22 protein-coding genes are annotated in these 23828 nt (G+C 38.1%); 10 read left to right on the top strand and 12 right to left on the bottom strand.

Annotation, left to right across the window (positions count from 1 at the left end):
• Positions 1-80: 80 nt before the first annotated feature.
• The gene (locus CXF79_RS08405; RefSeq protein WP_011044356.1) at positions 81-887 is read left to right on the top strand and encodes an AraC family transcriptional regulator; all 807 of its coding nucleotides are present in this window, start codon (positions 81-83) and stop codon (positions 885-887) included.
• Positions 888-1084: 197 nt separating this feature from the next.
• Here CXF79_RS08405 and CXF79_RS08400 read toward each other — a convergent pair whose 3' ends face one another.
• A complete protein-coding gene (locus CXF79_RS08400) occupies positions 1085-2752 on the bottom strand; it encodes a hypothetical protein (protein WP_101154641.1) in 1668 nt (555 codons plus the stop codon).
• A gap of 325 nt (positions 2753-3077) precedes the next feature.
• Between CXF79_RS08400 and CXF79_RS08395 the strand changes: the two genes are divergently transcribed.
• The 3 genes from CXF79_RS08395 (at position 3078) to CXF79_RS08385 (ending at position 5051) form a co-directional block, all read left to right on the top strand.
• Positions 3078-4049: a LysR family transcriptional regulator gene (locus tag CXF79_RS08395; protein WP_101154640.1), complete on the top strand. Its 972-nt coding sequence runs from the start codon at positions 3078-3080 to the stop codon at positions 4047-4049.
• A gap of 222 nt (positions 4050-4271) precedes the next feature.
• The gene (locus CXF79_RS08390) at positions 4272-4643 is read left to right on the top strand and encodes a hypothetical protein (RefSeq protein ID WP_101154639.1); all 372 of its coding nucleotides are present in this window, start codon (positions 4272-4274) and stop codon (positions 4641-4643) included.
• Positions 4644-4712: 69 nt separating this feature from the next.
• Positions 4713-5051 carry a DUF805 domain-containing protein gene (locus CXF79_RS08385; protein WP_011044360.1) on the top strand — a complete coding sequence of 113 codons (339 nt, stop codon included), beginning with the start codon at positions 4713-4715 and terminating at the stop codon, positions 5049-5051.
• An 86-nt stretch (positions 5052-5137) separates the two neighbouring features.
• Here CXF79_RS08385 and CXF79_RS08380 read toward each other — a convergent pair whose 3' ends face one another.
• From CXF79_RS08380 to CXF79_RS08365, 4 genes are all read right to left on the bottom strand, one after another.
• The gene (locus CXF79_RS08380) at positions 5138-5539 is read right to left on the bottom strand and encodes a YkgJ family cysteine cluster protein (protein ID WP_101154638.1); all 402 of its coding nucleotides are present in this window, start codon (positions 5537-5539) and stop codon (positions 5138-5140) included.
• 137 nt (positions 5540-5676) lie between these two features.
• Entirely contained in the window at positions 5677-6618 is a 942-nt protein-coding gene (locus CXF79_RS08375) for a sensor histidine kinase (RefSeq protein WP_101154637.1), read from the bottom strand.
• Positions 6611-7165 carry a heme NO-binding domain-containing protein gene (locus CXF79_RS08370; protein WP_101154636.1) on the bottom strand — a complete coding sequence of 185 codons (555 nt, stop codon included), beginning with the start codon at positions 7163-7165 and terminating at the stop codon, positions 6611-6613. The genes CXF79_RS08375 and CXF79_RS08370 overlap by 8 nt, the downstream gene beginning before the upstream one ends.
• Before the next feature lie 115 nt (positions 7166-7280).
• Positions 7281-8189, bottom strand: a complete 909-nt coding sequence (locus CXF79_RS08365; RefSeq protein WP_101154635.1) for a LysR family transcriptional regulator — start codon at positions 8187-8189, stop codon at positions 7281-7283.
• Positions 8190-8377: 188 nt separating this feature from the next.
• Here CXF79_RS08365 and CXF79_RS08360 point away from each other — a divergent pair, with 188 nt between their 5' ends.
• Complete coding sequence (locus CXF79_RS08360) at positions 8378-9079, top strand: pirin family protein (protein WP_101154634.1); 702 nt, start codon at positions 8378-8380, stop codon at positions 9077-9079.
• A 98-nt stretch (positions 9080-9177) separates the two neighbouring features.
• On the top strand, positions 9178-9417 hold the full coding sequence (locus tag CXF79_RS08355; protein WP_011044366.1) for a hypothetical protein: 240 nt from the start codon (positions 9178-9180) through the stop codon (positions 9415-9417).
• A 137-nt stretch (positions 9418-9554) separates the two neighbouring features.
• Here the strand turns inward: CXF79_RS08355 and CXF79_RS08350 are convergent, their stop codons facing one another.
• Complete coding sequence (locus tag CXF79_RS08350; RefSeq protein ID WP_101154633.1) at positions 9555-11078, bottom strand: fumarate hydratase; 1524 nt, start codon at positions 11076-11078, stop codon at positions 9555-9557.
• Between the two features lie 143 nt (positions 11079-11221).
• On the opposite strand from CXF79_RS08350, the gene pabB reads away from it, so the two are divergent.
• From pabB to CXF79_RS08335, 3 genes are all read left to right on the top strand, one after another.
• Entirely contained in the window at positions 11222-12715 is a 1494-nt protein-coding gene (pabB, locus tag CXF79_RS08345) for an aminodeoxychorismate synthase component I (protein WP_101154632.1), read from the top strand.
• Positions 12716-13006: 291 nt separating this feature from the next.
• Positions 13007-13582 (top strand): CoA pyrophosphatase, encoded by a 576-nt coding sequence (locus tag CXF79_RS08340; protein ID WP_101154631.1) that lies wholly within the window; start codon positions 13007-13009, stop codon positions 13580-13582.
• 549 nt (positions 13583-14131) lie between these two features.
• Entirely contained in the window at positions 14132-15508 is a 1377-nt protein-coding gene (locus CXF79_RS08335; protein ID WP_101154630.1) for an L-serine ammonia-lyase, read from the top strand.
• A 126-nt stretch (positions 15509-15634) separates the two neighbouring features.
• Here the strand turns inward: CXF79_RS08335 and CXF79_RS08330 are convergent, their stop codons facing one another.
• Positions 15635-16459 (bottom strand): sterol desaturase family protein, encoded by an 825-nt coding sequence (locus tag CXF79_RS08330; RefSeq protein WP_101154629.1) that lies wholly within the window; start codon positions 16457-16459, stop codon positions 15635-15637.
• A complete protein-coding gene (locus CXF79_RS08325) occupies positions 16456-16917 on the bottom strand; it encodes an SRPBCC family protein (RefSeq protein WP_232769121.1) in 462 nt (153 codons plus the stop codon). Before CXF79_RS08325 ends, CXF79_RS08330 begins: the two co-directional genes overlap by 4 nt.
• 530 nt (positions 16918-17447) lie before the next feature.
• Between CXF79_RS08325 and purU the strand changes: the two genes are divergently transcribed.
• Entirely contained in the window at positions 17448-18326 is an 879-nt protein-coding gene (purU, locus tag CXF79_RS08320; RefSeq protein WP_011044374.1) for a formyltetrahydrofolate deformylase, read from the top strand.
• A 172-nt stretch (positions 18327-18498) separates the two neighbouring features.
• On the opposite strand, the gene CXF79_RS08315 is transcribed toward purU, so the two are convergent.
• The 4 genes from CXF79_RS08315 to ptsP all read right to left on the bottom strand — a co-directional run bounded on the left by CXF79_RS08315 (position 18499) and on the right by ptsP (position 23679).
• Positions 18499-19350, bottom strand: a complete 852-nt coding sequence (locus tag CXF79_RS08315; RefSeq protein ID WP_101154627.1) for a thymidylate synthase — start codon at positions 19348-19350, stop codon at positions 18499-18501.
• The gene (gene lgt, locus CXF79_RS08310; RefSeq protein WP_101154626.1) at positions 19350-20222 is read right to left on the bottom strand and encodes a prolipoprotein diacylglyceryl transferase; all 873 of its coding nucleotides are present in this window, start codon (positions 20220-20222) and stop codon (positions 19350-19352) included. Before lgt ends, CXF79_RS08315 begins: the two co-directional genes overlap by 1 nt.
• A 222-nt stretch (positions 20223-20444) precedes the next feature.
• Positions 20445-21239 carry a sulfite exporter TauE/SafE family protein gene (locus tag CXF79_RS08305; protein WP_101154625.1) on the bottom strand — a complete coding sequence of 265 codons (795 nt, stop codon included), beginning with the start codon at positions 21237-21239 and terminating at the stop codon, positions 20445-20447.
• An 85-nt stretch (positions 21240-21324) separates the two neighbouring features.
• Positions 21325-23679 carry a phosphoenolpyruvate--protein phosphotransferase gene (gene ptsP / locus CXF79_RS08300; RefSeq protein WP_101154624.1) on the bottom strand — a complete coding sequence of 785 codons (2355 nt, stop codon included), beginning with the start codon at positions 23677-23679 and terminating at the stop codon, positions 21325-21327.
• Positions 23680-23828: the final 149 nt, after the last annotated feature.

Raw genomic sequence — 23828 nt, 5'->3', positions numbered from 1 at the left:
CAAGCTCTTTTATAACGTTCGGCTTGTGTCACTACAATGACCATTATATGATGATTTTAATATGACCAATAGCGACAATTATGACAGTTAGTTTATCAATTCAGACAAAAGGTATATGGCATCAAAAAAGCTCTAACAGGCTTTATTCAAGTTTACCTCGCTCGGTATTACCCTTGTCAGCAGAATTTAAACCTATGACTCAGATCACTAGTCACTCCCACCCGTGGTCACAGCTTTCTTACTCTTGTGTTGGTGTTATGCATATTGAAACCGATGCAGGTATTTTTGTTATTCCGCCAGAACAAGCATTGTGGCTGCCACCAGGCATGGCTCACCAACACTTTTGCAAAAATAAAGTCAGTTACCGTAGTTTATATTTCGACCCGGTTTTGAGTGAAATGTTAGGGGATAAAGTACGCCCGTTAACAGTTGACCCTTTATTAAAGTCATTGATATTAGAGATTTCAAACTGGTCCGAAGACTATGAAGAAACGGAAGAGACACAGCGTTTTCTACTGGTATTATTAGACCGCTTAGCAATAGCTAAAAGTAATGAGCTTTTTATGCCAACTATTCAAGATAAAAGACTTTTTCCTATCATTGAAACTTTGAATCAAGAACCCGCAAATAAATTAACTATTGAACAATGGGCGCTTAAAGTAGGTGCTTCAAGTCGTACCTTGAATAGATTATTTAATCAAAATTATGGCATGGGCTTTAGCCGATGGAAGCAAAAGCTGAGAATATTAAAGTCATTAGAATTACTTAACAGCAATGCGCGACTTGTCGATATTGCTTTTGAGCTAGGTTATGAATCTACATCGGCCTTTATAACCGCCTTTAAAAAACAGTTAGGTTGTTCGCCTAAAAAATATCTTGCGACATAATTTGTTCAGTTTTACCCATCAACGTAGTTGTATTAAGCAGAGTTTAGTCAAATTGAGATAATTAGGTTCAAGCTGAGTTTAAAATATAAAAGCCCTGCTAATTCAACAGGGCTTTTATTTGAGCTGATTCAAAAGTAAAAATTAGCGTGTTACTAGCATTACTCTTTTACTTTATAACTCTACTCTGTAAGTTAAATCTATGGTTTTAATCGATTGGTTAATGCTGTCGCTAAATCATGTTCAATCGTAGCCAACTCTTCTTCAAAGAAAAACTTGTCGGTATCAAACGGTTTAAGTAATTTCACATCATTAGTGGTTTCATCATATTTAGCTAAAAATACTTTGTCCATCCATTTCATGTTACGCCCTTCGGTGAACATCAAAGCAAAAGCTCGTTCTCCGCCAACTTCACATTCACCCATTATCGAGATTTTCCCTGCAGAAGTGGTCATAGAAAGATGACGAGATGGGCGGTTAATCGACGGTAATTCACGGTATATTTTATCAAATATTTGACTAACGGCACTAAGCGGCGCAGTAAAATAATGATGTTCACCTGTCGGTCTGGCGCAATACATAGAGTGAAAACTAATTAACATAGTCCCTAGGATATTAGATAAATCTATCCAGTTTTGCGCGCTGCGATCGATATCAATTGAGCCATCTTTGTTCTCGAATAAACTGATGTGATTCATCATCGGGCTTTGACTACGAATAACCACACCGTGACGCTGCAAGCGACGAATAGCGGCAATAGTGGTTGGGTTTAACAATTCACGTGGCGTAGAAAAGTGCGCCATCCATGCCAATTGAATACCATTTTCATGCATTTTATCAAATACGGCTAACATCTTGTCGTACTTACTGCTTAAAATCATTTCTGGTTGGAAAGTTAACGCACGTGTAGCAAGGCGAACCGTTTTTATGTGCAATAAGTCTCGGTCTTCCATTAATGGCGTGACATATTGCTCAAAACGACTAGCAGGCATATAACCGCCATCGCCACCGGTAATTAACATATCAGTGACTTCTTCATGCACTTTTAAGTAACGATGAATTTGGTCAATTTCTTTTTGGATAAACATATCTTCATCACCACGAACTTGCGCATGACGGAAACAGTAAGTACAAAACGAAAAGCAGTTTTGGGTGGTTTTATCAAAAATCAACTGACACTGAGGATATTTATGCTGACTACCATCAAGAAACTCTATTTCACCTTGCTCGTTTTCAAACCAAGGTTTATTGAGTTGTTGGTTACCATCATGCGGACTGGTTTTCTCTTGGTATTCTTCAACAATGACTTTTTTCTCTGCCACGCTTGCCGCTAAGTATTCAGCCACGGTAATTTTGTTAATCATATTAGGTTGTGGCATCACTAACTGAAAAACAGAATCTTCATAAAAGTTAGTCCAGTCAATGCTATTTAAGCTGTGCTTAGTGGCTAAAAATCGGTAAACCTCAATAAAAAGTTCCCGCTCTTCAATATCACCAATATCAATATTATTAGCTACAAGAATTTCAACCACACGGCGAAAGCCTGAAAGCCCTGTGTATTGATCTTTCTCATCGAACATATGCGCTTCTTTATCTAGCAAGCCTGAATGCTGTGGGTACGACGCATGTAAACGGCTAAGTAAACCTGGTGACAGTAGCTGTTCATCTTTAATCGTTTTACGAACATCATCACTGTAGTGATATACGTCCATCATGTCGTTAATATCAATTTCGCTCACATCACTAATACCACTATTTCGAACATGAACATTGCCATCTAACTTAGGATCAAGCTGTTTTGGGTTAAGTACCGCAACATCAATATGCTGCGCTTTACTTACTGAAATTTTAGAGGTGGAATCGGTCATAACAAGGCTCTCTAGCAGAAGCTCAATACATTGATGAGTTCACGCTTTTTTATAAGGTGATAAGTTAAAGATTGAGGTCGAATAAATATTTTATGATGTGATTTTCAAAGAAAGCGCGACGTGAATCAAACGAGTAAAAATCACCAAGTCATGAGCTTTGGTAATAACCTTAATAAAAGAATGCCTTTATTGCGTTAATTTATAGCGTTAGTTTGATGTTAAGTAATAAAGTGAAACCTTCCCTTAGCTATACTGACAAGCATGTAAAAACCGCTCAATCTTAAGCTATTACCCAATTAACCATACCTAATGAACTATTTAGCCAATGAACTCACTGCCTACTGAAAGTCCTCAATCTAAAAAATCATTACCCAGTACCAGTATGTTGGCCGCCTTTGATGCTGCAGCAAGAACAGGCAGTTTTACTGCGGCAGCAAAAGATTTAGCATTAACGCAAGGGGCTATTAGCCGCCAAGTGAATGCACTAGAGCTGCAGATAAGTGTTAATTTATTTCATCGTCATAAACAGAATATATCGCTGACCGAAGCCGGAAAAACCTACGCTAAAGAAGTCAACTCGGCATTAAGTCATATTCGTTCTGCAACACTAAACCTCATGACAAACCCCGATGGTGGCATACTTAATATTGCGATATTACCCACGTTTGGCTCTCGGTGGTTAATGCCAAGACTGGCTGATTTTTTAGCAAAACACCCACGAATCACCATCAATACGGTATGTAAGCTGTCACAATTTGATTTTTCTCATGAGGATATTCATTGCGCTATTCATTTTGGCAAAGCGGATTGGTCGCAAGCCAACTGTACTTTTTTAATGGCCGAAGAAAGCGTACCTGTATGCTCACCTAAATTGTTCGAGCAGGCTGAATTGGCAAAGGTCGATAATGTTTGTGCCCGTTTAATTAATTTACCGCTATTGCATATCGCAACTCGACCTAATGCTTGGCAGCACTGGTTTGATGAACATAAAGTCGACTCAACAATAAAAGAACAACCAAAGAAAAAAACACTACAAGACATGCATTTTGAGCAGTTCTCCATAGCAACTAATGCTGCTGTGGCAGGATTAGGCGTGGCCTTATTGCCGAAGTTTTTGGTTGAAAGTGAATTGCAACGTAGTGAGTTACAGGTGATTTGCAATAAACCCCAACGTACCGATAATGGCTATTACTTAGTCACCCCCAATGACAAACTTAACTATGCTCCCATGGTCGCTTTTACCCGCTGGTTATCCCAAGTAATCAAGAGTGAAAAACCCTCTATTCTGAATAAATAAATATCTCTGTTGCTCTAGTTACGGTTAAAACGTTTCCAGATAAATTCAGATTATTTACTGTTTAACAGTTTGATACCTCGGTTAATTAAGATAAATTAAAGTTGACGCGTAAATCATAATAACTATGCTATTGACATAAGTTGGCTATATCTCGTTCAGCCTCTCATTTTTGAAAACAATTACTCGCCTCTCAATTAGGCATTTAGTTACTAGGAGTCACCAATGAAAACATTATTTATTTTTATGCTTTGTTTTATCATTACCAATGTTCACGCTGCAGCACCAGAACATGGTTTTGTTAATAAGAGTGATTCAGGCACGCTTCAAGCTTGGAACGCCGAACAAAATGAGTGGAGTGATATTGATTTATTTTGGCAAAATTTTGCAAAAAAAAACAAAGCTAAATCATGGGGCGTTGCCGATACATACCCCAATTATGGTGAGGTAAATGAATTTGATACGCTTGTCATAGAATTAAAACAAGGCACTTGTTTGATGCAGTTTTATCATGCTCGTTGGAGACGTGCTAATGACGTTCAGCGTTGGGATGATGCTTTTAATGAGTATAGTGCTTGCCCTTATGTATTTGATTAATTAGAGTATCCACGCAAACTAACAAATATTAGTTTTAAAAAGTTTATTAACAACAAGGAGAGTCCAAAAATGGATTATTTTACAGGCGCACTAAAAAAATATGCTGATTTCACTGGCAGAGCACGCAGAGAAGAGTATTGGATGTACATACTTATTTATATGATCATCAATGTTGTTTTAGCGGTTCTTGGTTTGGATGCCATTTCTGCATTGGTCGGTCTTGGACTACTAATCCCAAGTATTAGCATAGCGGCAAGAAGATTACATGACACTGGCCGTTCTGGATGGTGGCAATTAATAGTCTTAATTCCTATCATTGGTTTGATTGTTTTAATCTATTTCTTAGCACAAGATGGACATGATGCGAATGATTATGGTGTTAACCCTAAGTCTGTTACAACCGCATAAAACTTACAAGCTAACTAAGCATAGTAAGTAACGTAGGTTAGTTACCTCCTCAATGTATTGAGGAGGTAACTATATTTAGATGAACTTTAAGTAAAACTTGCTGGGCGACTATCTTCCATCATTATGTCTAATTTTATTTGCGCTTTTTTTGGATTAGCTAAATCTATTACTTCAATCATTTCACATTCATCTCTAATCATTTCAGGAATAAGACTAGGGTAATGACGACAGTCTTCTGGTCTGTCTAAGTAAATGCTGCAGGTATACATATTTGGATCGAGCAGATTTTTCTTGGGAGCAATATCGAGAAAAGGACAACTTGTTAACCTTGCACCTGATTCAGGGTCGAACCATATCTCATTGTTTATCACGTATTTGAATATATCTGGGTTAAATATCTCCCACAGGTCAATTTCTTCTTTTGTGGCCGAAAGATCTTCTCCCCCATATTTGATACAACATTTTCCGCATTGATTACAATCTTTCATAGTTCGCTATTTAATTGGCTAGACACGGCATCATTATATACCCGTTATCAATCAAGATGCATGTCTCAGAGGTTTGAATTATAACGGAGACAGCATTTGTAGCCATGCTGTAGCTAAGTCAATTATTGAGTTAATAGCTAATATGGTAAGTAAATAGTAAAGGTAGTGCCTTGATTTTCCTCACTAGCCACCTCTATTTTACCTTTGTGTTTTTCAATAATCCCAAAAGAGACTGATAAACCTAATCCGGTGCCAACACCTACTGGTTTAGTGGTAAAAAAAGGGTCGAAAATTTTATTGATTACCTTCTGAGGTATACCATCACCATGATCGCTTATTTCAATAGTCAGGAACTCCCTTCCCTTCTCCTGCTTAATTCCGGTCGTTATATCTAAAGCACCTTTGTCTTTTGTTGCGTGAGCCGCGTTTATAAACATATTCAACAACACTTGGTTAATTTCGCCTGGATGACAATAAATTTTAGGTAATCCTGTAAAGTGTTTATTTACCGTTAAGCAATATTTCAACTCATTCCATACAACTTTAAGAGACTCTTCAATGAGCATATTAATATCGCAAAGCTCTTTTTCAAAAGATCCAGAGTGACTCACTTTATTCAAATTACTAACAATTTCTTTAACTCTATTCAGCCCTTTGCCTGTTTCAGCCATCATCGACTTTACATCACCTCTTATATAATCAATGTCTTCTTGTTCCCTCAATTGTTGATAGGATTGAGCAACATCTTGTGATGCTAATGCAGGAAAATTAGAGATAATGAAATCATCTAACAGTAAAAATGAATCGACATATTCAGACAGCATAGATAAGTTGCTGATTGAATAACCTATAGGATTATTTATTTCATGAGCAACGCCTGCCGCAAGCTGACCTATAGACGCCATTTTTTCAGATTGTATGAGCTGTTGCTGAGTTGTTTTAAGTGCTTTTACGGTTGACTCAAGCTTAATACAATTGTCATAAAGACTACGTGTTTTGTTATCTAATAAGTGCTCAGCAAGTAATCTCGCTTTTCGCTCGCGCTCATAGGCAACTCTATAGAGGTCTGGCTTATTCATTTTGACCTTCAAACGTTACCACTAACTTACAACGCGAAGCGCCATGATGCATACACTCAGGGTGCTCGATTGATACTTTTTCATTAAATTTATCTGCGGCACCGAAAATTAAGCCGATACTTACATGGCATAATTTACGCTTAGAGCTGTAATACATAATAAGGGTATTATCATCTACCGTTTCATATTCAAAGGTGGGTAGGTAAGCTTTGGGGTGAAGACGTTTTACTTCTACATGAATGAGGTTATCTATCGCAAGTAAAAAGCTCTTTAAGGAATCTATTGTGGAGATGTCTACTGGGCTGGTATCGTATAATTTTTTAAATAAATATCGGCCAAACTTTTCAATTAACTGGTCAATTTCAATACCGGTTTTAATCGATAGTGCTTTCACCATATTTATCAGCTCACTATCTTGGTATTGCTCTCCACTGGTATATATTCCATGTGATGGTGGCTTGGTTTGTTCAATTAATTCATTCCACTGCTCCATTCCCATTTGTTCAACAATCATATCTGAGAATGCTGTATATATAGATCCTTGCATAATATCTCCATTTTTATTATTTATATAACTAAAATGCTAACCATATTAATCCAGTTTAGTACTTAATTGATTAAACCCATAACTGATATAAAAATCAATAGATAACGTAGCATGACTAAAGAACTTCACCATAAAGTTCGCTAACAAAATCGATAAAAGCTTTAACTTTAGGAATTTTGGCTCGATGTTTTGGGTATAGTGCATAAATATCAACTTTTTCCATGCCCCAGTCAGGTAATATATTAATTAATTGACCTGAAGCTACTTCATGACGACACATGTAATCAGGCAGAACCCCTATGCCTAAACCATCGACAATAGCTTGTTTAAGCATAGAAAAATCATCTACAAGTAAGCGTGGCTGACAATCTAAAGTGAATGTCTCGTGATCTGTTGACGTTAACGGTAACTTTAAGTCTTTATTCCCTGAAATATTAAGTGGATTCATTATCAGCAACTGATGCTCAGTTAGCTGTTCAACCTTGTCCGGATTACCTTGTTTCGCTAAATAGCTAGGGCTAACGAATATTTTTCGGTTAACGCTACCCAACTTTTTTGCAATTAACATAGAGTCATTTAACTGCCCTATACGAATGACAACATCAAAGCCCTCTTCAATAAAATCAACCCGTCTATTCACTAAGTTAAGTTGTACTTTAAGATCTGGATATTGGCGCATAAACTTGCCAAGTGCTGGCCTTAAGACTTGTTGCCCGCTAGCAACAGATGCCCCAATTTTTAGTTCACCTGTATAGCTATGAAAAAGTTCACAGACTGAGGCGGTCGCTAAATCAAGCTCTTCATGAATGCGTTTACAGTGGGCTAAATAACGTCGCCCTGCTTCAGTTAGATGCTGAGAGCGTGTTGATCGCTCGAGTAAAGTAACGGCAAGGTTTTTCTCTAAGCGCGACACTTTTCGGCTGACATTGGCTTTAGGCATACCAAGCCTGTCTGCGGCGAGGGTAAAGCTGCCAGTCTCAACGACGGCTAAGAAAACCATCATGTCATTTAAATCATGTTCCATTGCTGTATTTCCTAAACACAAAGCGTTATGTAGAGCGTGAAATAAAAAGACTCGTTCACACGCTCTTCAATAAATTATTGTTGTTGATAATGAGATTATCATATCAACAAAGTGGTATTTATCAAACAATGCTTAACACTTATGATTGTAATCATTGAAACAAGGTCCCCAATTATTAGGAGCAAAACATGCAAGTACTCAGCAGAAAATCATTACCTTTAGGCGGTTTTGCCGGTTTAACCGAACACCGCTTAGTAACAGACCGTCGTCTTTTTGGCTCACGTAAAGCGCCTAATACTTTTGATGGTATCGGCAGCTTTGTCTATTTAGCTGACGCACAGTTTAACCCTCATGGTGAAACCCACATGCATCCTCACAAAGAGATTGATGTTATTTCAATCATGCTGACGGGGCGAGTAACTCATGAAGGTTCTTTAAAGCATGGCCAAAGTTTGACCGCTGGTGAAGTACAAGTTCAACGTGCTGGTGGTGAGGGTTTCTCACATAATGAGATAAACCCTGACAACACTAAAAACCGTCTGTTGCAATTGTGGGTATTACCTGAGGTAGCAGGAGAACCGGCTGGTTATAAACATTATCCATTAAAGGCAAAAGGTGTCAGCCGCATTTATGGAGGTAAAGAGTCTGGTGGACAAAAAAATCAGAATAAAACTTTTACCAGCAAAACAACCATAGATATTGTTCGTTTATCATCCGGTGAAGGCATTAGCTTTAGCGAAGAAGTATTAGCTTATGTCAGTAAAGGCACCGCTGATTTTTCAGATGAAAATAACAACTTTAGTGCAGAAGATGGCGATTTAATTCGTAGCTATAAAACCGATATTATAGCCACCAGCGACGTAGAAATAATTGTGGTTGGTCAAGGTTAAACATAATACAAAATAATTGAATATCGGTCGATGTATCAACATCGGCCAGTATTTATTAGTTAACAATATTTTATAGACTATAGTCTTCGGAGTAATTTATGATCCCACCTAACAAACACTTACTTGCACTCATTAACTATTTCGCACTGGTTCCTTTAGTGTATTTTATTCCTACATGGATTAGTCCGTATCTACCCGATAACAAACTACTACATGTATGTATTGTAGTCGGTATTATTGTGCCTATTATTTCTTATATTGTGATGCCTATCACCATGAAAATATTAGTCCGAACAAAGACTGAAAAGCGTGGAGTGAAAAGTTACATCGCAACTTAACATTTTATATAACGATACCTCATGCCCCACACTTCAATCCTCACATTTGAATAATTCAGGCACAAAAAAGGCGCTATAAGCGCCTTTTCATCAAGTGTCATTAAGTGGTAACTAGCTTTTACTAACTCCCCCTTAAATTAAGACTTTGCTTTGGCATCAGCTTCTTGGATTTTAACTTTCCAGATTTCAGGACCTGTTACATGAGCAGATTCGCCGGTGCTATCAACAGCAACAGTGACTGGCATGTCTTCTACTTCAAATTCATAGATAGCTTCCATACCCATGTCTTCAAAGGCAACCACTTTCGCTTTTTTGATTGCTTTTGATACAAGGTAAGCAGCGCCACCGACAGCCATTAAGTACACAGACTTATGGTTTTTAATGCTTTCACAAGTTTGAGCGCCACGTTCGGCTTTACCGATTGTCCCTAAAAGACCAGTCTCAGCTAACATCATCTCAGTAAATTTATCCATACGTGTTGCTGTTGTAGGGCCAGCAGGACCTACCGCTTCATCACCAATGGCATCTACAGGGCCTACGTAATAAATAAACTTATCAGTAAAATCTACCGGCAGTTTTTCGCCCTTAGCTAACATGTCTTGAATACGTTTATGCGCAGCGTCACGACCCGTTAAGATGGTACCGCTAAGTAAAACAGTTTCACCTGTTTTCCAATCGCTTATGTCAGCTTTACCTAAATCATCAACATTGACACGACGAACATTTTCACCGACTTCCCAAGTGATTTCTGGCCACTCTTCAAGCTTAGGTGGCGTTAAATCAGCAGGGCCAGAACCGTCAAGGTGGAAGTGTACATGGCGAGTAGCGGCACAGTTCGGGATCATAACAACAGGTTTAGAAGCCGCATGCGTTGGTACTGAGTTAATTTTCACATCAACTACAGTTGTTAAACCACCTAAACCTTGCGCGCCAATACCTAATTTATTTACACGTTCAAAAATTTCAAGGCGTAATTCTTCTTCTGCATTTTGTGGACCACGTTCAATTAAGTCTTGAATGTTTACTGGGTCCATTAAGCTTTCTTTCGCTAATACGCCTGCTTTTTCAGCCGTACCACCAATACCTATACCTAACATTCCTGGAGGACACCAACCTGCGCCCATTGTAGGTAGAGTTTTAACAACCCAATCAGCAATTGAGTCAGATGGGTTTAACATCGCCATTTTAGTTTTGTTTTCACTACCGCCACCTTTAGCAGCAATCATGATTTCAAGACCAGCGCCAGGAACCATGTCGATATGAACAACGGCCGGCGTATTATCTTTAGTATTTATACGCTTTCCTGCCGGATCTTTAACTATTGAGGCGCGTAATGGATTATCAGGATTTAAATAGGCACGACGCGTTCCTTCATCAACCATTTGCTGTACGGTCATGTCAGTTTTATCCCACTGAACTTCCATACCTACTTTAACAAAACAGGTCACAATACCGGTATCTTGACAGATTGGGCGTTTACCCTGTGCTGACATACGTGAGTTAATTAAAATTTGTGCTATTGCGTCTTTCGCCGCCGTTGATTCTTCTTTGTTATAGGCTTTTTCTAGTGCCTGAATAAAATCAATCGGGTGATAATAAGAAATATATTGCAATGCATCTTCAATACTATCGATGACGTCTTGTTGTTTAATGATGGCCATAGTGCTCTCTATTAGCTTTAATAATGCGTGGTTGAAAGTTATAATAATTCTACTACATATAATAACCCGCTATTGACAGTGCTGCCAGAGCAAATGGCTGATAATAACTATTTAACTAGCGAATACTTAGAGTAATAAAAACCTTGTTCCAGACAATCACTGCCAAACACCCAACTACTGTTATCTCAGCTAAAGAACTGTCCCTAAAAAGTGGCACTACAGCAGAAGCCATATTTTCCCCTATGGCTCAACAAGCTTGGGCTATGTGGCTAGATTCAGGTAATAGTGAACATATTGATAGCCGTTTTGATATTTTAGTGTGGCAGCCCATTGCAACACTAACGGCACAAGGTGTTAGTACAGAGATCTGCTTTCCTGATGTCTATTCTCCTGAAAAGAATATTAGTGAGAAAAGTACTGATGATCCGCTGTTACTGCTAAAACAATTACAAGCACAGTTATTTACAACACCTCAGTTGCCACATGAGTTCCTGCCTTTTTTAGGTGGTGCATTAGGTTATTTCTCCTATGATTTAGGTCGTCGATTTGAGCAACTACCTAATTTAGCAAAACAAGACATTAATTTGCCTGAGATGGCCGTAGGTCTTTATGATCGCGCCGTTATTTTTGATAAAAACTCAGCAAAGTTTTACTTAGTTTGCCCTGATGACAAGCGTGCCGAGATTGAAGTAGCACTTATTAATTCAACGGTGAGTTCAAATATAGCGCCAGCAAAAGCTAATGTCACAACTGATAATTTTCACTTAACCAGTAGCTGGCAATCAAACATGGATAAAGCCGGTTACATTGAAAAATTTGATAAGGTGCAAAGTTATTTATTGAGCGGTGATTGTTACCAAATTAATTTAGCACAACGCTTTAGTGCCCAATACCAAGGTGATGAGTTTGAAGCTTACTTAGCCTTAAAATCGGCAAATAAAGCGCCATTCTCTGCTTTTATTCGCTTAGACCATGCTGCCATTTTAAGTGTATCCCCTGAGCGATTTTTACAGTTATCGCAAGGTAAGGTACAAAGTAAACCCATTAAAGGCACAATGCCGCGCAGTGATGATAAAGTTCAAGATGCTAAAAATGCCGAAATACTAAGGCATTCAAGTAAAGATAATGCTGAAAACTTAATGATTGTTGATTTACTGCGTAATGACATCAGTAAAAGTTGTCAAGCTGGCTCGGTCAAGGTACCTAAACTTTTTGATATTGAAAGCTTCCCTGCGGTGCATCATTTAGTGAGTACCGTTGAAGGCATACTTGCTAGTGATAAACATGCCACTGATTTACTGCGCGGTGCCTTTCCGGGAGGCTCTATTACAGGTGCTCCTAAAATACGCGCGATGGAAATCATTGAAGAGCTAGAGCCACACCGTCGCAGTGTTTATTGCGGCTCAATTGGCTACCTCTCCAATTGTGGCACTATGGATACCAGTATTACCATTCGAACCTTAATTTGTCAGCCAAGCCAAAAGACTTCAAAAGACTCTCCTGACAACGAGAAGACGATTCATTGCTGGGCAGGAGGCGGATTGGTCGCTGATTCAACCGCAGAAAGTGAGTATCAAGAAACCTTTGATAAAGTTAATTGCATTTTACCGGTATTATCAAAACTCAATCAGGTGTAGGCTTTAACTATACCCGTTCCACTTGAAGATGCATGATTCAGCTGGAATTAGAAACGCCTTGGGGGAAGGCTGGGCAAATCATACTCTGCGTTACCTTTCTTTTTAAGGGAATAACCCTTAATAAATAAATGTGCCTTAATTATGAATCGCTCAGACTTCCTGAAACGAGCATCTTCAAGTGGAGCGGGTATAACACCTTAGCTAACGCCTTAACTAATAACTTAGCTAAGACAACTAAAATCAATACTAATAAGTAGTACTGTTAAAGAGTACCTTTAAAGAGTAGTACCAATGACTAAAGATGAATTTTTATTACGCTTTAATTTATTACAGTTGGCCGAGTCTGAGCATAACTATCAGCACCCTTTACCACTAAGATCGGCAGCTGTACTCATCGCTTTGGTCGAATCAGATAGTGGTGAAGGCTTGCAAGTATTATTAACTAAACGAGCTAGCCACTTAAAACATCACCCATCTCAAGTGAGTTTCCCCGGTGGAAAAGTAGAACTAGAAGATAAATCACTTATAGATACCGCCCTTCGAGAAGCTTTTGAAGAAATAGGCTTGTCTCGTGAAGCAGTAACTGTGGCAGGCCAACTACCACCCTATGAGACCATTAGTGGTTTTCAAGTTACACCTATTATCGCCATTGTTGCCAGTTCACAAATTTATCAGATAGATACAAATGAAGTCACTGAAGTATTTCAGGTACCCCTACAGCATTTTTTAACCACTACAGACCATCATGTTTTTGTTGCCCATAAAGGTGGAAAACAACACAATGTGCATTTCCTTCCCTATAAAGAATACAATATTTGGGGTGCTACCGCGGTAATGCTCAAAGATTTAGTTGCCCACATAAACTAGTGAATTCGCTAGTTCTTCAATATACCCGTTAACAATTTAGACGCACGTTTCAGAGGTTGTAAGCCATTTCAGTTTTAGGCGCAATGGTTAAATAGTGGTTACCCCCTATGTTATTGCTGTAACAACAAAATGGAATGGCTTACAACCTTATAGGATGGGTTTAAAAATGATTTACGCTGCGTTATTCCTTTGAACAATGTAATAATCATTCTTTACCATAAGCACCTTGCCTAAATCGTTTTTAACACCCTCTGAAATCGAGTTCTTTGAATGGTGACGGGTATATGTCCCCTTGTTAGTGCATTTAGTTCTTTGATAGTTGAATATTTTGGTTCTTTCTTTGTTCACTTTCAGCTAGAATTACTACCGACACAAGCAATCGACAATAATCCCATTATTCTAACAAATACCAACTATAATTCGGAATATGGCAACATAGCCCATATTTGATATTGTAGCGGTCCATTTCACCGAGCTATCGCTTAGAGAGAATTGAGTCTATAATTAAAGAATAGTGTCTATTACATAAGCAGAGCAAAGGTAAAAATTATGATCAGTGTATTTGATATGTTTTCTATTGGCATAGGTCCATCAAGCTCACACACAGTGGGCCCTATGAAAGCCGCGAAACTTTTCGTTGATGAATTAGTTAAACAAAATTTATTAACTAGTGTCGACAGAGCTAAATGTGAACTATTCGGCTCATTAGGACAGACAGGTATTGGCCATGGTACGGGTAAAGCCGTAATTTTAGGCTTTTCTGGTCAAACACCGGAAAATATCCCTGTTGAGTCAATAGAGTCGACCTTAGCCGAAGTTGTAAGCAGCCAAAAAATATCACTCAATGGTACTCATGAAGTCGATTTCCCTAAAGATGACGCTATTATTTATCATCGCAAGAAAACATTACCCGCTCATTCCAATGCAATGACTTTGTATGCCTATCAAGGCGATACCTTGGTATTAGAAAAAACGTATTATTCTATTGGGGGTGGCTTTATTGTAGAAGATTGTGACTTCGAAAAAGAAAAAGATAAAGCATTATCCCTACACACCAATATCAAGCCTCCTCATGTTTTTACTACTGGCGATAAATTACTCCATGAAGCTAAAGTGCATGGTTTAAGCATTAGTACCATTATGATGAATAATGAAAAGTGCTTAAACGATGAAGCGACTATACGCACTAAATTAATTGAAATTTGGGATGCGATGAAAGCGAGTGTTGACCGCGGTATTGCTACCGAAGGTATTCTACCTGGTGGTCTAAACTTAAATCGTAGAGCCCCTGCTCTTCATCGTTCCTTGATGGTAGAAAATTCTAACGACCCACTTACCGCTATGGACTGGGTTAACTTGTTCGCAATGGCGGTAAATGAAGAGAATGCTGCAGGAAGCCGCGTAGTTACAGCACCAACAAACGGCGCTGCAGGTATTATCCCTGCTGTACTTTGTTACTACGATAAGTTTGTTAAGCCAGTCTCTGATGATGATTGTATTCGTTACTTACTTACCGCAGCAGCCATTGGTATTTTATACAAGACTAACGCTTCTATTTCTGGCGCAGAAGTTGGCTGTCAGGGTGAAGTTGGTGTAGCTTGTTCAATGGCTGCTGGCGCATTAACTGAAATTTTGGGTGGTACTCCCATTCAAGTAGAAAATGCAGCTGAAATAGGTATGGAACATAATTTAGGATTAACATGCGATCCAGTTGGCGGCTTAGTACAAGTACCTTGTATTGAACGTAATGCGATGGGCTCAGTAAAAGCAATTAATGCTTCTCGTTTAGCACTTCGTGGTAATGGCACATCAAAAGTATCTTTAGATAAAGTAATCAAAACTATGTGGGAAACTGGTAATGATATGAAAACTAAATATAAAGAAACTTCACGTGGTGGTTTAGCGGTTAATATTATCGAGTGTTAGTCAGTCTCCTTTAAAATATTTAGTTGAAACTATCGGTTAGAACGATTAGTTAAAGTTAAAAATATAAGAGCTCCAGTAAGTGATACTTAGTGGAGCTTTTTTGTTTAGTACTTTTGTTTCGTACTATTATTTTTCAACTGAACTTGTTGGGTAGGTAAATAATACACGACTCTTAGCTTTTAGCCCTTTTGCCTCAACGGCCTTTTTAAACATATAAATCCACTGATGAAAACTAATATAAAACGGATTATTAGATTTGATTTGACCGACAATACCATAGCGACATGGACCATTTTTTTCAGCGTTTTCTTCAACATAAGTACCAAAAATTTTATCCCAAATAATTAATACACCAGCAAAGTTTCTGTCTAAATAGGCTTTATTGGTTGAATGATGCACCCGATGATGTGAGGGCGTATTAAATATTTTTTCAAACCACCCTAGTTTATAAACAATTTGCGTATGAACAAAAAACTGATATGCCAAATTAAGTGCAACCACGGTAAAAACGGTGTTCGGATCGAAACCAACAATAATCATTGGCATCCAAAAAATCCACATACCTGCTAATGGATACATTAACGATTGTCTAAAAGCAGTTGAGAAGTTCATCTTGGTTGAGCTGTGATGCACAACATGTGCTGCCCACAGCCAATGGATATGATGTGACGCTTTATGAAACCAATAATAAAGAAAATCTTGTAATAAAAAAGCGATAAAAATGGTAATGAAACTGAGTGAGAATTCAAACACTGCAAATTGATGTAGCCAGTAAAAAAAAGGCATCAATAATACTAAAGCAAGCGCATCTGATCCTTGATGTAAAAGTGCTAACGCGGTATTTGTTAAACTGTCTTTAATGTCATAAAGTTTACGGTGTTTAACAAACTCGTAAATAACAAAGGTTAAAAATATCGGACTTAATGCCAATAAAATCACTTCAATAGTCATGCAACGTCCTCCACTGAAATGTGCCTATCGGCAAAGTGCTCCGCTAACTTTTTCATGGCTTTGTTAATATCACTGGCAACAAAGAACTTTAACAAAAATGAAGGTAACCACGTAGGTCCATTAAATTTAATAACGTAGTCAAGTTGTGTGGTTTGATTATCAACGCCAACTGATGTTAATTGAATATCGCCTTGATGATCTGATACTGGCCAATTACCAACAATGCGATAACAAATGTGATCATTGGTTGCACTAATAATTTCTTCCTCAAAGACTATTTTTCCAATAGATATTTGACGAACAGCACCTTTACCACCAATTAATTCACCCTTACTTTGTATTTTTATTAATTTAAACTTGGCATTAAAAAATCGGTCTAACTGTAGATGATCTAATAAAACTTGGCTTACTTGCTTTGCTGGGGCTAATACTTTCTGTGTCACTTCAATGGTAATCATAAGTCTCACGAGATAAATCATACAGGTGTTTAATTAAATCGATTCAACCAGAGTTCACCTAAAACAACAAGTGTTTATTTTTTCTGCTGTGAAATAAAAATGATAAATAACAAGCAATGGAGGTATTTTAAAAAGTGTTTTTTTATATCAACTCAACAGTACCAGTGATACGTTTCTAGAAGGTTTTACATGAATATGTCCAAACTCAAGCACAAATTAACTGACTATAATCTGCATAGACAGTTTGCTAGTGAAAATTGTTAAAACTATCTTCGTTAAGGCTATTAATCACATTTTCGTCTAGGTGAAGATACGTTATAATGAGTTGTTCACATTAGTTTTTTTGACTATATTTGGTTATGGATCCGCAAGGCAGTCAATAATACGGGTTAACCATTATTTACATAACACCAACAGCCCCTTAAGCCTTTTTTAAACCACTTAAGGGAATAAATACCGACAATAATAAAGCCGCTCAAATTTGAATTTATCAGACTCAGCGCTTTTAAAATTAAAATAGAGGATCGAAAATGTCCGATATCAAACCAGTATCGCAAACCCACGTTATCACCGCAAGCTGCCCTAGCCAGCCTGGAACGGTTGATGTTGTTACCCGTTTTTTGTTTGAACAAGGGTTTTATATTAATGAAATTCATTCGTTCGATGATACCGATCAAGATCGTTTCTTCATCCGTATAGAGTTTAGAGCCGATACAGCAACAAACTTTAATAGAGATGACTTTTGCCAACAGTTCGGTGAACGGGCAAGTGAATTTGAAATGAAATGGGAACTGGCGTCGAGTCCTTATAAATCTAAAGTTGTGATCATGGTGTCGAAGCACGATCATTGTCTTAATGACTTATTATATCGTTATCGCACTGGTGATCTTAATATTGAAATTCCAGCAATTATCTCTAATCATCCTGATTTAGAAGACCTGGCCAAATGGCATGATATTCCTTATTACCATCTACCTATCACTAAAGAAACTAAACCAGAGCAAGAAGCTAAAGTTTTTCAGATCATTCAAGATTCTGAAGCAGATTTAGTGGTATTAGCACGTTACATGCAAGTACTCTCTAGTGATATGTGTAAAAAACTGTCCGGTAAAGCGATTAATATTCACCACTCGTTATTACCTGGTTTTAAGGGCGCTAGACCTTATTATCAAGCCTATGATCGTGGTATTAAATTAGTCGGCGCTACTGCGCATTATGTCAGTGATGATCTTGATGAAGGTCCAATTATTAGCCAAGGCGTTGAAACTGTTGACCACAGTTATTACCCTCAAGATCTAGCCGCTAAAGGACGTGATATAGAATGTTTAACGCTCGCTCGCGCGGTACGCTGCCATATTGAGCATCGAATTTTCTTACACGGTAAAAAATCCGTTGTATTTGCTAAGTAACACCAAAACTCAGGTAAAAAATTGATATTTATATCTTTAGCATAAATTAAATAACAACAACTTTACTTGTCTCTGTGCTGGGTTAATGACTTTTTCTCGCACTGCAGAGAAAAAAAGGCCACTTCATAAAGTGGCCTTTTTTACATTAATAATTGACAAGTATTATTAATAACTACACTGCAAATGGATACTTAATCGCTTCATGGCATTCATAACCTTCAACTTTAAAATCATCCATAGTTACCCAGGTTTCAAGATCTTCTAACGATTTAATTTCTGGGTTAATAATAAGTTTTGGTAAAGCTAACGGTTCACGCTTGAGCTGGACTTCTTTCATAAGCGGTAACTGATCTTCATAAATATGAGCATTCACTATTTTATGATATGCCATACCGGCTTTCTTACCCGTTATTTGAGCCATTAGCGCTAGAAAAACAAAGACTTGCACTTGGTTAAAGTTAAGCCCTAATGGAACATCACATGAACGTTGAAAGCTAGTTAAATGCAAGGTATCGCCAAGCAAAGAAAAATTATGGGTATGCATGCAAGGTCTTAAACAACCCATGTGAAACTCACCAGGATTGTAAAAGGTCATAATCTCAGCACGATCATCAATACCATTTTTAAGGTTATCAACAATTTTTTTCAGCTGGTCAATAGTTCCGCCGTCTGGTTTTGCCCATGCTCGGCCTTGAATACCATAAACGCGCCCCATGTCATCTTCACCTTTACGGTGAGTATTATTAAGCCAAGCATCATTTAAGTTGGCATTAGCATCCCACGTTTTCGTGCCCAATTTACGAAAATCGGCCGCACTATCATAACCACGAATATAACCAATAAATTCAGCAATGGCTGATTTAAAAAAACTTTTACGTGTGGTAATTAAAGGAAATTCGTTATTACCCACATTGTATTCTAAATCAGCATTAATCACAGTCAAACAACGTTTGCCTGTACGCTCATTTTCAACCCAAGTACCTTGGTCAATAATACGTTGACATAAATCTAAATAAGCGCGCATTAGTTATTTCCTTTTACTGTTTTTTTACCTGATTTTCCGCCAGTTGCTGGAGCTTTATCACCTTGAGCAATGGCTGATTTTTGTTGCGATAAATAGCCTAAATAGATAATAAGTATACCTGCTAAGATCATCGGGATACTCAAAATTTGGCCTTTTGAAATAAAAGAGAAATACAAACCAAGGTGCGCATCAGGCTCACGGAAGAATTCGACAATACTTCTAAATACGCCATAACCAATTAAGAAAGTACCTGATGCTAGTCCTAGGCTACGTGTTTTACGGCTAATAATATATAAGATAGCAAAGAGCACGACCCCTTCTAAAGCAAACTCATACAATTGCGATGGATGACGTGGCACTTGTAATGGATCCGTTGGAAAGACCATAGCCCAAGAAACATCAGTTTGACGTCCCCAAAGTTCAGCATTAATAAAGTTGCCTAAACGCCCCATTCCTAAACCAATAGGTACTAAGGGTACAACAAAGTCACCTACCGCTAAAAAGGATTTATTGGTTTTACGGGCAAAAATAAATACCGCAAGAATGACGCCCAATAACCCACCATGGAAAGACATGCCTCCTTGCCATATTTCAAATAAATAGAGTGGATCTGATAAGAAATATTCGAATTGGTAAAATAGTACATAACCAACACGGCCACCTAGAATGACACCTAAGAATCCATAAAACAATACGTCACTAACTTGATCTCGCGTCCATAAACCGTTACTTCTATCAGCAGCCTTGTTTGCCATAAACATAGCGGCAAGAAAGCCAATTAAGTACATGGTGCCATACCAACGTAAAGATACCGGGCCAATGCTAAAGATGATCGGGTCTATCACTGGAAATTGTAAAAACTTGTCTGTCATTGCTTGTCCATCTCTAAAAAGTAGAGTTTAAAGTAGAAAATTAAAAACTGAATATTACTATACCCAAGCCACTTAAAGATGCATCTTCAGATAGTTTTGGTATATAAAGTTATATCTCTGAAATTGAGCTGTTAAATGTCGTCATAATATACGATTAAAACGAGATCTTTTATTGCGCAATATTATACGCTGTTAAACCGCAAAGTACTCACAGAAAAAACATTAACCTATCATCATTTTGATAGCGACGAAAATAAGAAAAACCGCAAAGAATTTCTTCAAGGTTTTTACCGGTAGTTTACTCGCGTATTTAACACCTATTGGCGCAAATATTGACGAACTTATTACAATGCCTAATAAAGCAGGTAAATAGAGATACCCTAAGCTCAAATCAGGAAGATTAGGTAAATTAAATCCGGTAATAATGTATCCAAGGGAGCCAAACAACGCAACCATGACACCACAAGCGGTTGCTATGCCTATTGCGTGTCGAACCGGTATACCAAAAAAGCTCAAGGAAGGGACTAAAATAGCACCACCTGCAATGCCCATTAAGCTTGAAATGATACCTGTTATAAAACTTAGTAATTGCAATACGTAAGTGGCGGGCAAGGACCTTTCTTTAGAGGCATTTATTGAGAGCAACATATAGGCGGCGAGTAAAATAACGACGAAAGAGAAAAATCTCGTTAATGCTTCACTCGAGAGTGAATCAGCAATAAAAGCTCCTACCAATGCCCCTACTGCAACTAAGATCATTAACTGTTTTGCCAACTGCCACGGAATATTGCTTTTTCGATGATGAGCATAGGCAGCACTGGTTGAGGTGATAACAATCGCCCCTAAAGAAGTGCCTAGCGCCATGGGCATAACCAAATCGCTATCAACGCCCACCATAGGAAGTAAATACACTAATGCAGGTACTATGATGAGACCGCCGCCAATACCCAATAAGCCCGCTAAAAAACCAACAACACTACCTAAAACGATACAAGAAATTAATACTGTTAAAATCATTCTGTTTTGCGGAAAGCCCGCTCCTAAATATGGAATAAAAACTATGCGTGGTTGATCGTGGGTCTTTATTAGTTATGACTTTAAACTAATAACCTGCCCGAATAAATCCACCAAGGCCGAGCACTTCAAGCTGTTCGTTAAGGTAACTGTGCACTTCCTTAGCTGTAGTTAATGTTAATGTTTTGTCTAAAATATTTTGCGCTTGTTCAAAAGAAATATGACGAATAACCCACTTAATACGGGGTACGTTATGGCCATTCATACTAATTTTGTCAAAGCCCATCGCCAATAATAAAATGGCCCCTGCAGGTTGTGAGGCAAGCTCACCACATAAACTAATGGGTGTTAAGTATTGTGCTGATTGTTTTGCAATACTATTTAAAGCATTTAAGACTGCTGGATGAAAAGCATCATATAAATTAGCGACTTGGCTATTATTTCGATCAACTGCTAATAAGTACTGTGTTAAATCATTACTACCAACGGAAAAGAAATCAACGCGTTTAGCTAAGGCTTCCATTTGAAAAATAACAGAAGGCACTTCCAACATAATACCAATTTTGGGTCGTACTAATTTAGCAGAAACCGCCTGCGCTTTTTTCTGTGCCTGTTGGAGCGTTAAGTGACCATCCTCATTACTCGCTGACATAAGTTCTGTCGTTATATCTTTGGTCAATTCAGCTTTAAGCTCAAAAAATGCCTGATTAATTAATCTATTCGCTTCATCAATTTCTTCAACACCCGAGATCATAGGCAACATGATCTCTAAGTTATTTAACCCTTGATTTGCCCGTAACATGGCACGCACTTGTACTAAAAAGATTTCAGGGTGATCTAAGGTGATTCGTATGCCGCGCCAACCAAGAAAAGGGTTTTCTTCGTTAATAGGGAAATAAGGCAATGATTTGTCGCCACCAACATCCAGAGTTCGCATGGTAACGCCGTGTTTAGGAAAAACCTGTAACACTTTACGATATAACTGAGTTTGCTCTTGCTCTGATGGAAAACAGTTACGATTCATAAAAGGTATTTCAGTACGGTATAAACCAATACCTAAAGCACCAAGTTTAGCTGAGTGTTCGAAACCGGCTGATAACCCTGCATTAAGTAATACTTCAATGGCTCTACCATCTTGGGTGATACATGGTAATTGCGCTACTTCCATCACTTTATCGGTAAGCGCTTTTTCTTGGCTTAATAAATATTGATACTCTCGTATTAACCCTTCATCTGGGTTAATAAATAACTCACCACTATAACCATCAATGATAGCCTGTTGCTGATGCAACTGACCAAGCACTAATGCATTAACTCCCATGATGGCTGGTAAGCCTAATGAACGCGCTAAAATGGCGGCGTGAGAGTTATTAGAGCCTGTTAAAGAAATAATTCCTAACAACCCTTGGTGCTGATATTGAGCAACCAAGGATGCACTGACATCTTGTGCTAATAAAATAAATTCTTTAGGTAACTCCAGCTCTTCTTTTGCTTGTTGCTGAATATTAACCAATAAACGAGTACCTAAATCTCGAATATCACTCGCGCGCTCGCGAAAATAGCTGTCTTCAATGGCTTCAAACTGACTGATATAATGTTCAATCACTAGCTTTAATGCACTATCGGCGCGCCAACCTTTTGATATTTTAGCCGCGACTTCGTGACCTAAACTGGCTTGCTCTAACAATTGCTTATACACATCAAAAATAGCTAAGCTATCATCATCAATAGCTTCACTTAACTGACTACTTAAAACATCAAATTCTATACGCGTTTTTTCAACGGCTTGCTCAAAGCGCAATAACTGTTTTTGGCTGTCTGGAGATTTTTTTAATGAGACCGCAGCAAGATCCGCTTGCGGCTGGCAGACAATAATTTCACTTAGGGCAATGCCGGGAGCACCAGCAATACCATGTAGCTGTTTTACGCCTTGATTTTTTTGCTGTTGGTGACTTAATAAATTTTTAACTTCAGCATTTGCTAAAGCACTGGCAAGTTGCGCCGACAGTGTCACTAAAAAAGCTTCATCATTTTCAGTATAATGACGAGACTCTTTTTGCTGAATAGCTAAAATACCAAGCACTTTACGTTGGTGAATAATGGGTGTGCCTAAAAAGGCATTAAAATCATCTTCTTCTACTTCTGGCGCATGCATATAGTCTTGATGCTGCTGAGCATCAGCAATATTTAACGGCTCTTCTCGCTGGCCCACTAAACCGACTAATCCTTCAGAGAAACCGATACTCGTTTCCCCTACTGACGTTTTAGCCAAACCATCAGACGCCATTAATAAAAAATGTTGTTGGTGATAATCAGCGAGATAAATTGAACAACAATCTGTTTTCATCGCTTTCTTTACATTGTAAACCATACGTTCAAGCGCATTTTGCAGTTCAGCTTCTTGACTAAACTCTAATACTATTCGACGCAAGGTAGTTAACATTTAATTCCTCTGTAATTCGATACGGGCCAATAAGATCGTTCGAACGAACTAATTAGTGGTGACTGTAGAGTGAAAGTTTATAAAAAAATAGCCCACAATAAAGTGGGCTATTAGGATTTACAATCATAGTAATAATTAGGTGTTATTGT

It is taken from the genome of Colwellia sp. Bg11-28, from assembly GCF_002836245.1.
GTDB lineage: Bacteria > Pseudomonadota > Gammaproteobacteria > Enterobacterales > Alteromonadaceae > Colwellia > Colwellia psychrerythraea_A.
This window is presented reverse-complemented; position numbering and strand designations above follow the sequence as displayed.

What these genes read in the sequence shown, in the direction of transcription:
- CXF79_RS08380 (WP_101154638.1), bottom strand. Translation starts at nt 5,539, where the DNA reads ATGAAAGATTGTAATCAATGCGGAAAATGTTGTATCAAATATGGGGGA.
- CXF79_RS08335 (WP_101154630.1), top strand. Translation starts at nt 14,132, where the DNA reads ATGATCAGTGTATTTGATATGTTTTCTATTGGCATAGGTCCATCAAGC.
- CXF79_RS08360 (WP_101154634.1), top strand. Translation starts at nt 8,378, where the DNA reads ATGCAAGTACTCAGCAGAAAATCATTACCTTTAGGCGGTTTTGCCGGT.
- CXF79_RS08340 (WP_101154631.1), top strand. Translation starts at nt 13,007, where the DNA reads ATGACTAAAGATGAATTTTTATTACGCTTTAATTTATTACAGTTGGCC.
- CXF79_RS08350 (WP_101154633.1), bottom strand. Translation starts at nt 11,078, where the DNA reads ATGGCCATCATTAAACAACAAGACGTCATCGATAGTATTGAAGATGCA.
- CXF79_RS08400 (WP_101154641.1), bottom strand. Translation starts at nt 2,752, where the DNA reads ATGACCGATTCCACCTCTAAAATTTCAGTAAGTAAAGCGCAGCATATT.
- CXF79_RS08330 (WP_101154629.1), bottom strand. Translation starts at nt 16,459, where the DNA reads ATGACTATTGAAGTGATTTTATTGGCATTAAGTCCGATATTTTTAACC.
- CXF79_RS08355 (WP_011044366.1), top strand. Translation starts at nt 9,178, where the DNA reads ATGATCCCACCTAACAAACACTTACTTGCACTCATTAACTATTTCGCA.
- CXF79_RS08315 (WP_101154627.1), bottom strand. Translation starts at nt 19,350, where the DNA reads ATGCGCGCTTATTTAGATTTATGTCAACGTATTATTGACCAAGGTACT.
- CXF79_RS08370 (WP_101154636.1), bottom strand. Translation starts at nt 7,165, where the DNA reads ATGCAAGGATCTATATATACAGCATTCTCAGATATGATTGTTGAACAA.
- ptsP (WP_101154624.1), bottom strand. Translation starts at nt 23,679, where the DNA reads ATGTTAACTACCTTGCGTCGAATAGTATTAGAGTTTAGTCAAGAAGCT.
- purU (WP_011044374.1), top strand. Translation starts at nt 17,448, where the DNA reads ATGTCCGATATCAAACCAGTATCGCAAACCCACGTTATCACCGCAAGC.
- CXF79_RS08305 (WP_101154625.1), bottom strand. Translation starts at nt 21,239, where the DNA reads ATGATTTTAACAGTATTAATTTCTTGTATCGTTTTAGGTAGTGTTGTT.
- CXF79_RS08325 (WP_232769121.1), bottom strand. Translation starts at nt 16,917, where the DNA reads ATGATTACCATTGAAGTGACACAGAAAGTATTAGCCCCAGCAAAGCAA.
- CXF79_RS08390 (WP_101154639.1), top strand. Translation starts at nt 4,272, where the DNA reads ATGAAAACATTATTTATTTTTATGCTTTGTTTTATCATTACCAATGTT.
- CXF79_RS08385 (WP_011044360.1), top strand. Translation starts at nt 4,713, where the DNA reads ATGGATTATTTTACAGGCGCACTAAAAAAATATGCTGATTTCACTGGC.
- CXF79_RS08395 (WP_101154640.1), top strand. Translation starts at nt 3,078, where the DNA reads ATGAACTCACTGCCTACTGAAAGTCCTCAATCTAAAAAATCATTACCC.
- CXF79_RS08365 (WP_101154635.1), bottom strand. Translation starts at nt 8,189, where the DNA reads ATGGAACATGATTTAAATGACATGATGGTTTTCTTAGCCGTCGTTGAG.
- CXF79_RS08405 (WP_011044356.1), top strand. Translation starts at nt 81, where the DNA reads ATGACAGTTAGTTTATCAATTCAGACAAAAGGTATATGGCATCAAAAA.
- CXF79_RS08375 (WP_101154637.1), bottom strand. Translation starts at nt 6,618, where the DNA reads ATGAATAAGCCAGACCTCTATAGAGTTGCCTATGAGCGCGAGCGAAAA.
- lgt (WP_101154626.1), bottom strand. Translation starts at nt 20,222, where the DNA reads ATGACAGACAAGTTTTTACAATTTCCAGTGATAGACCCGATCATCTTT.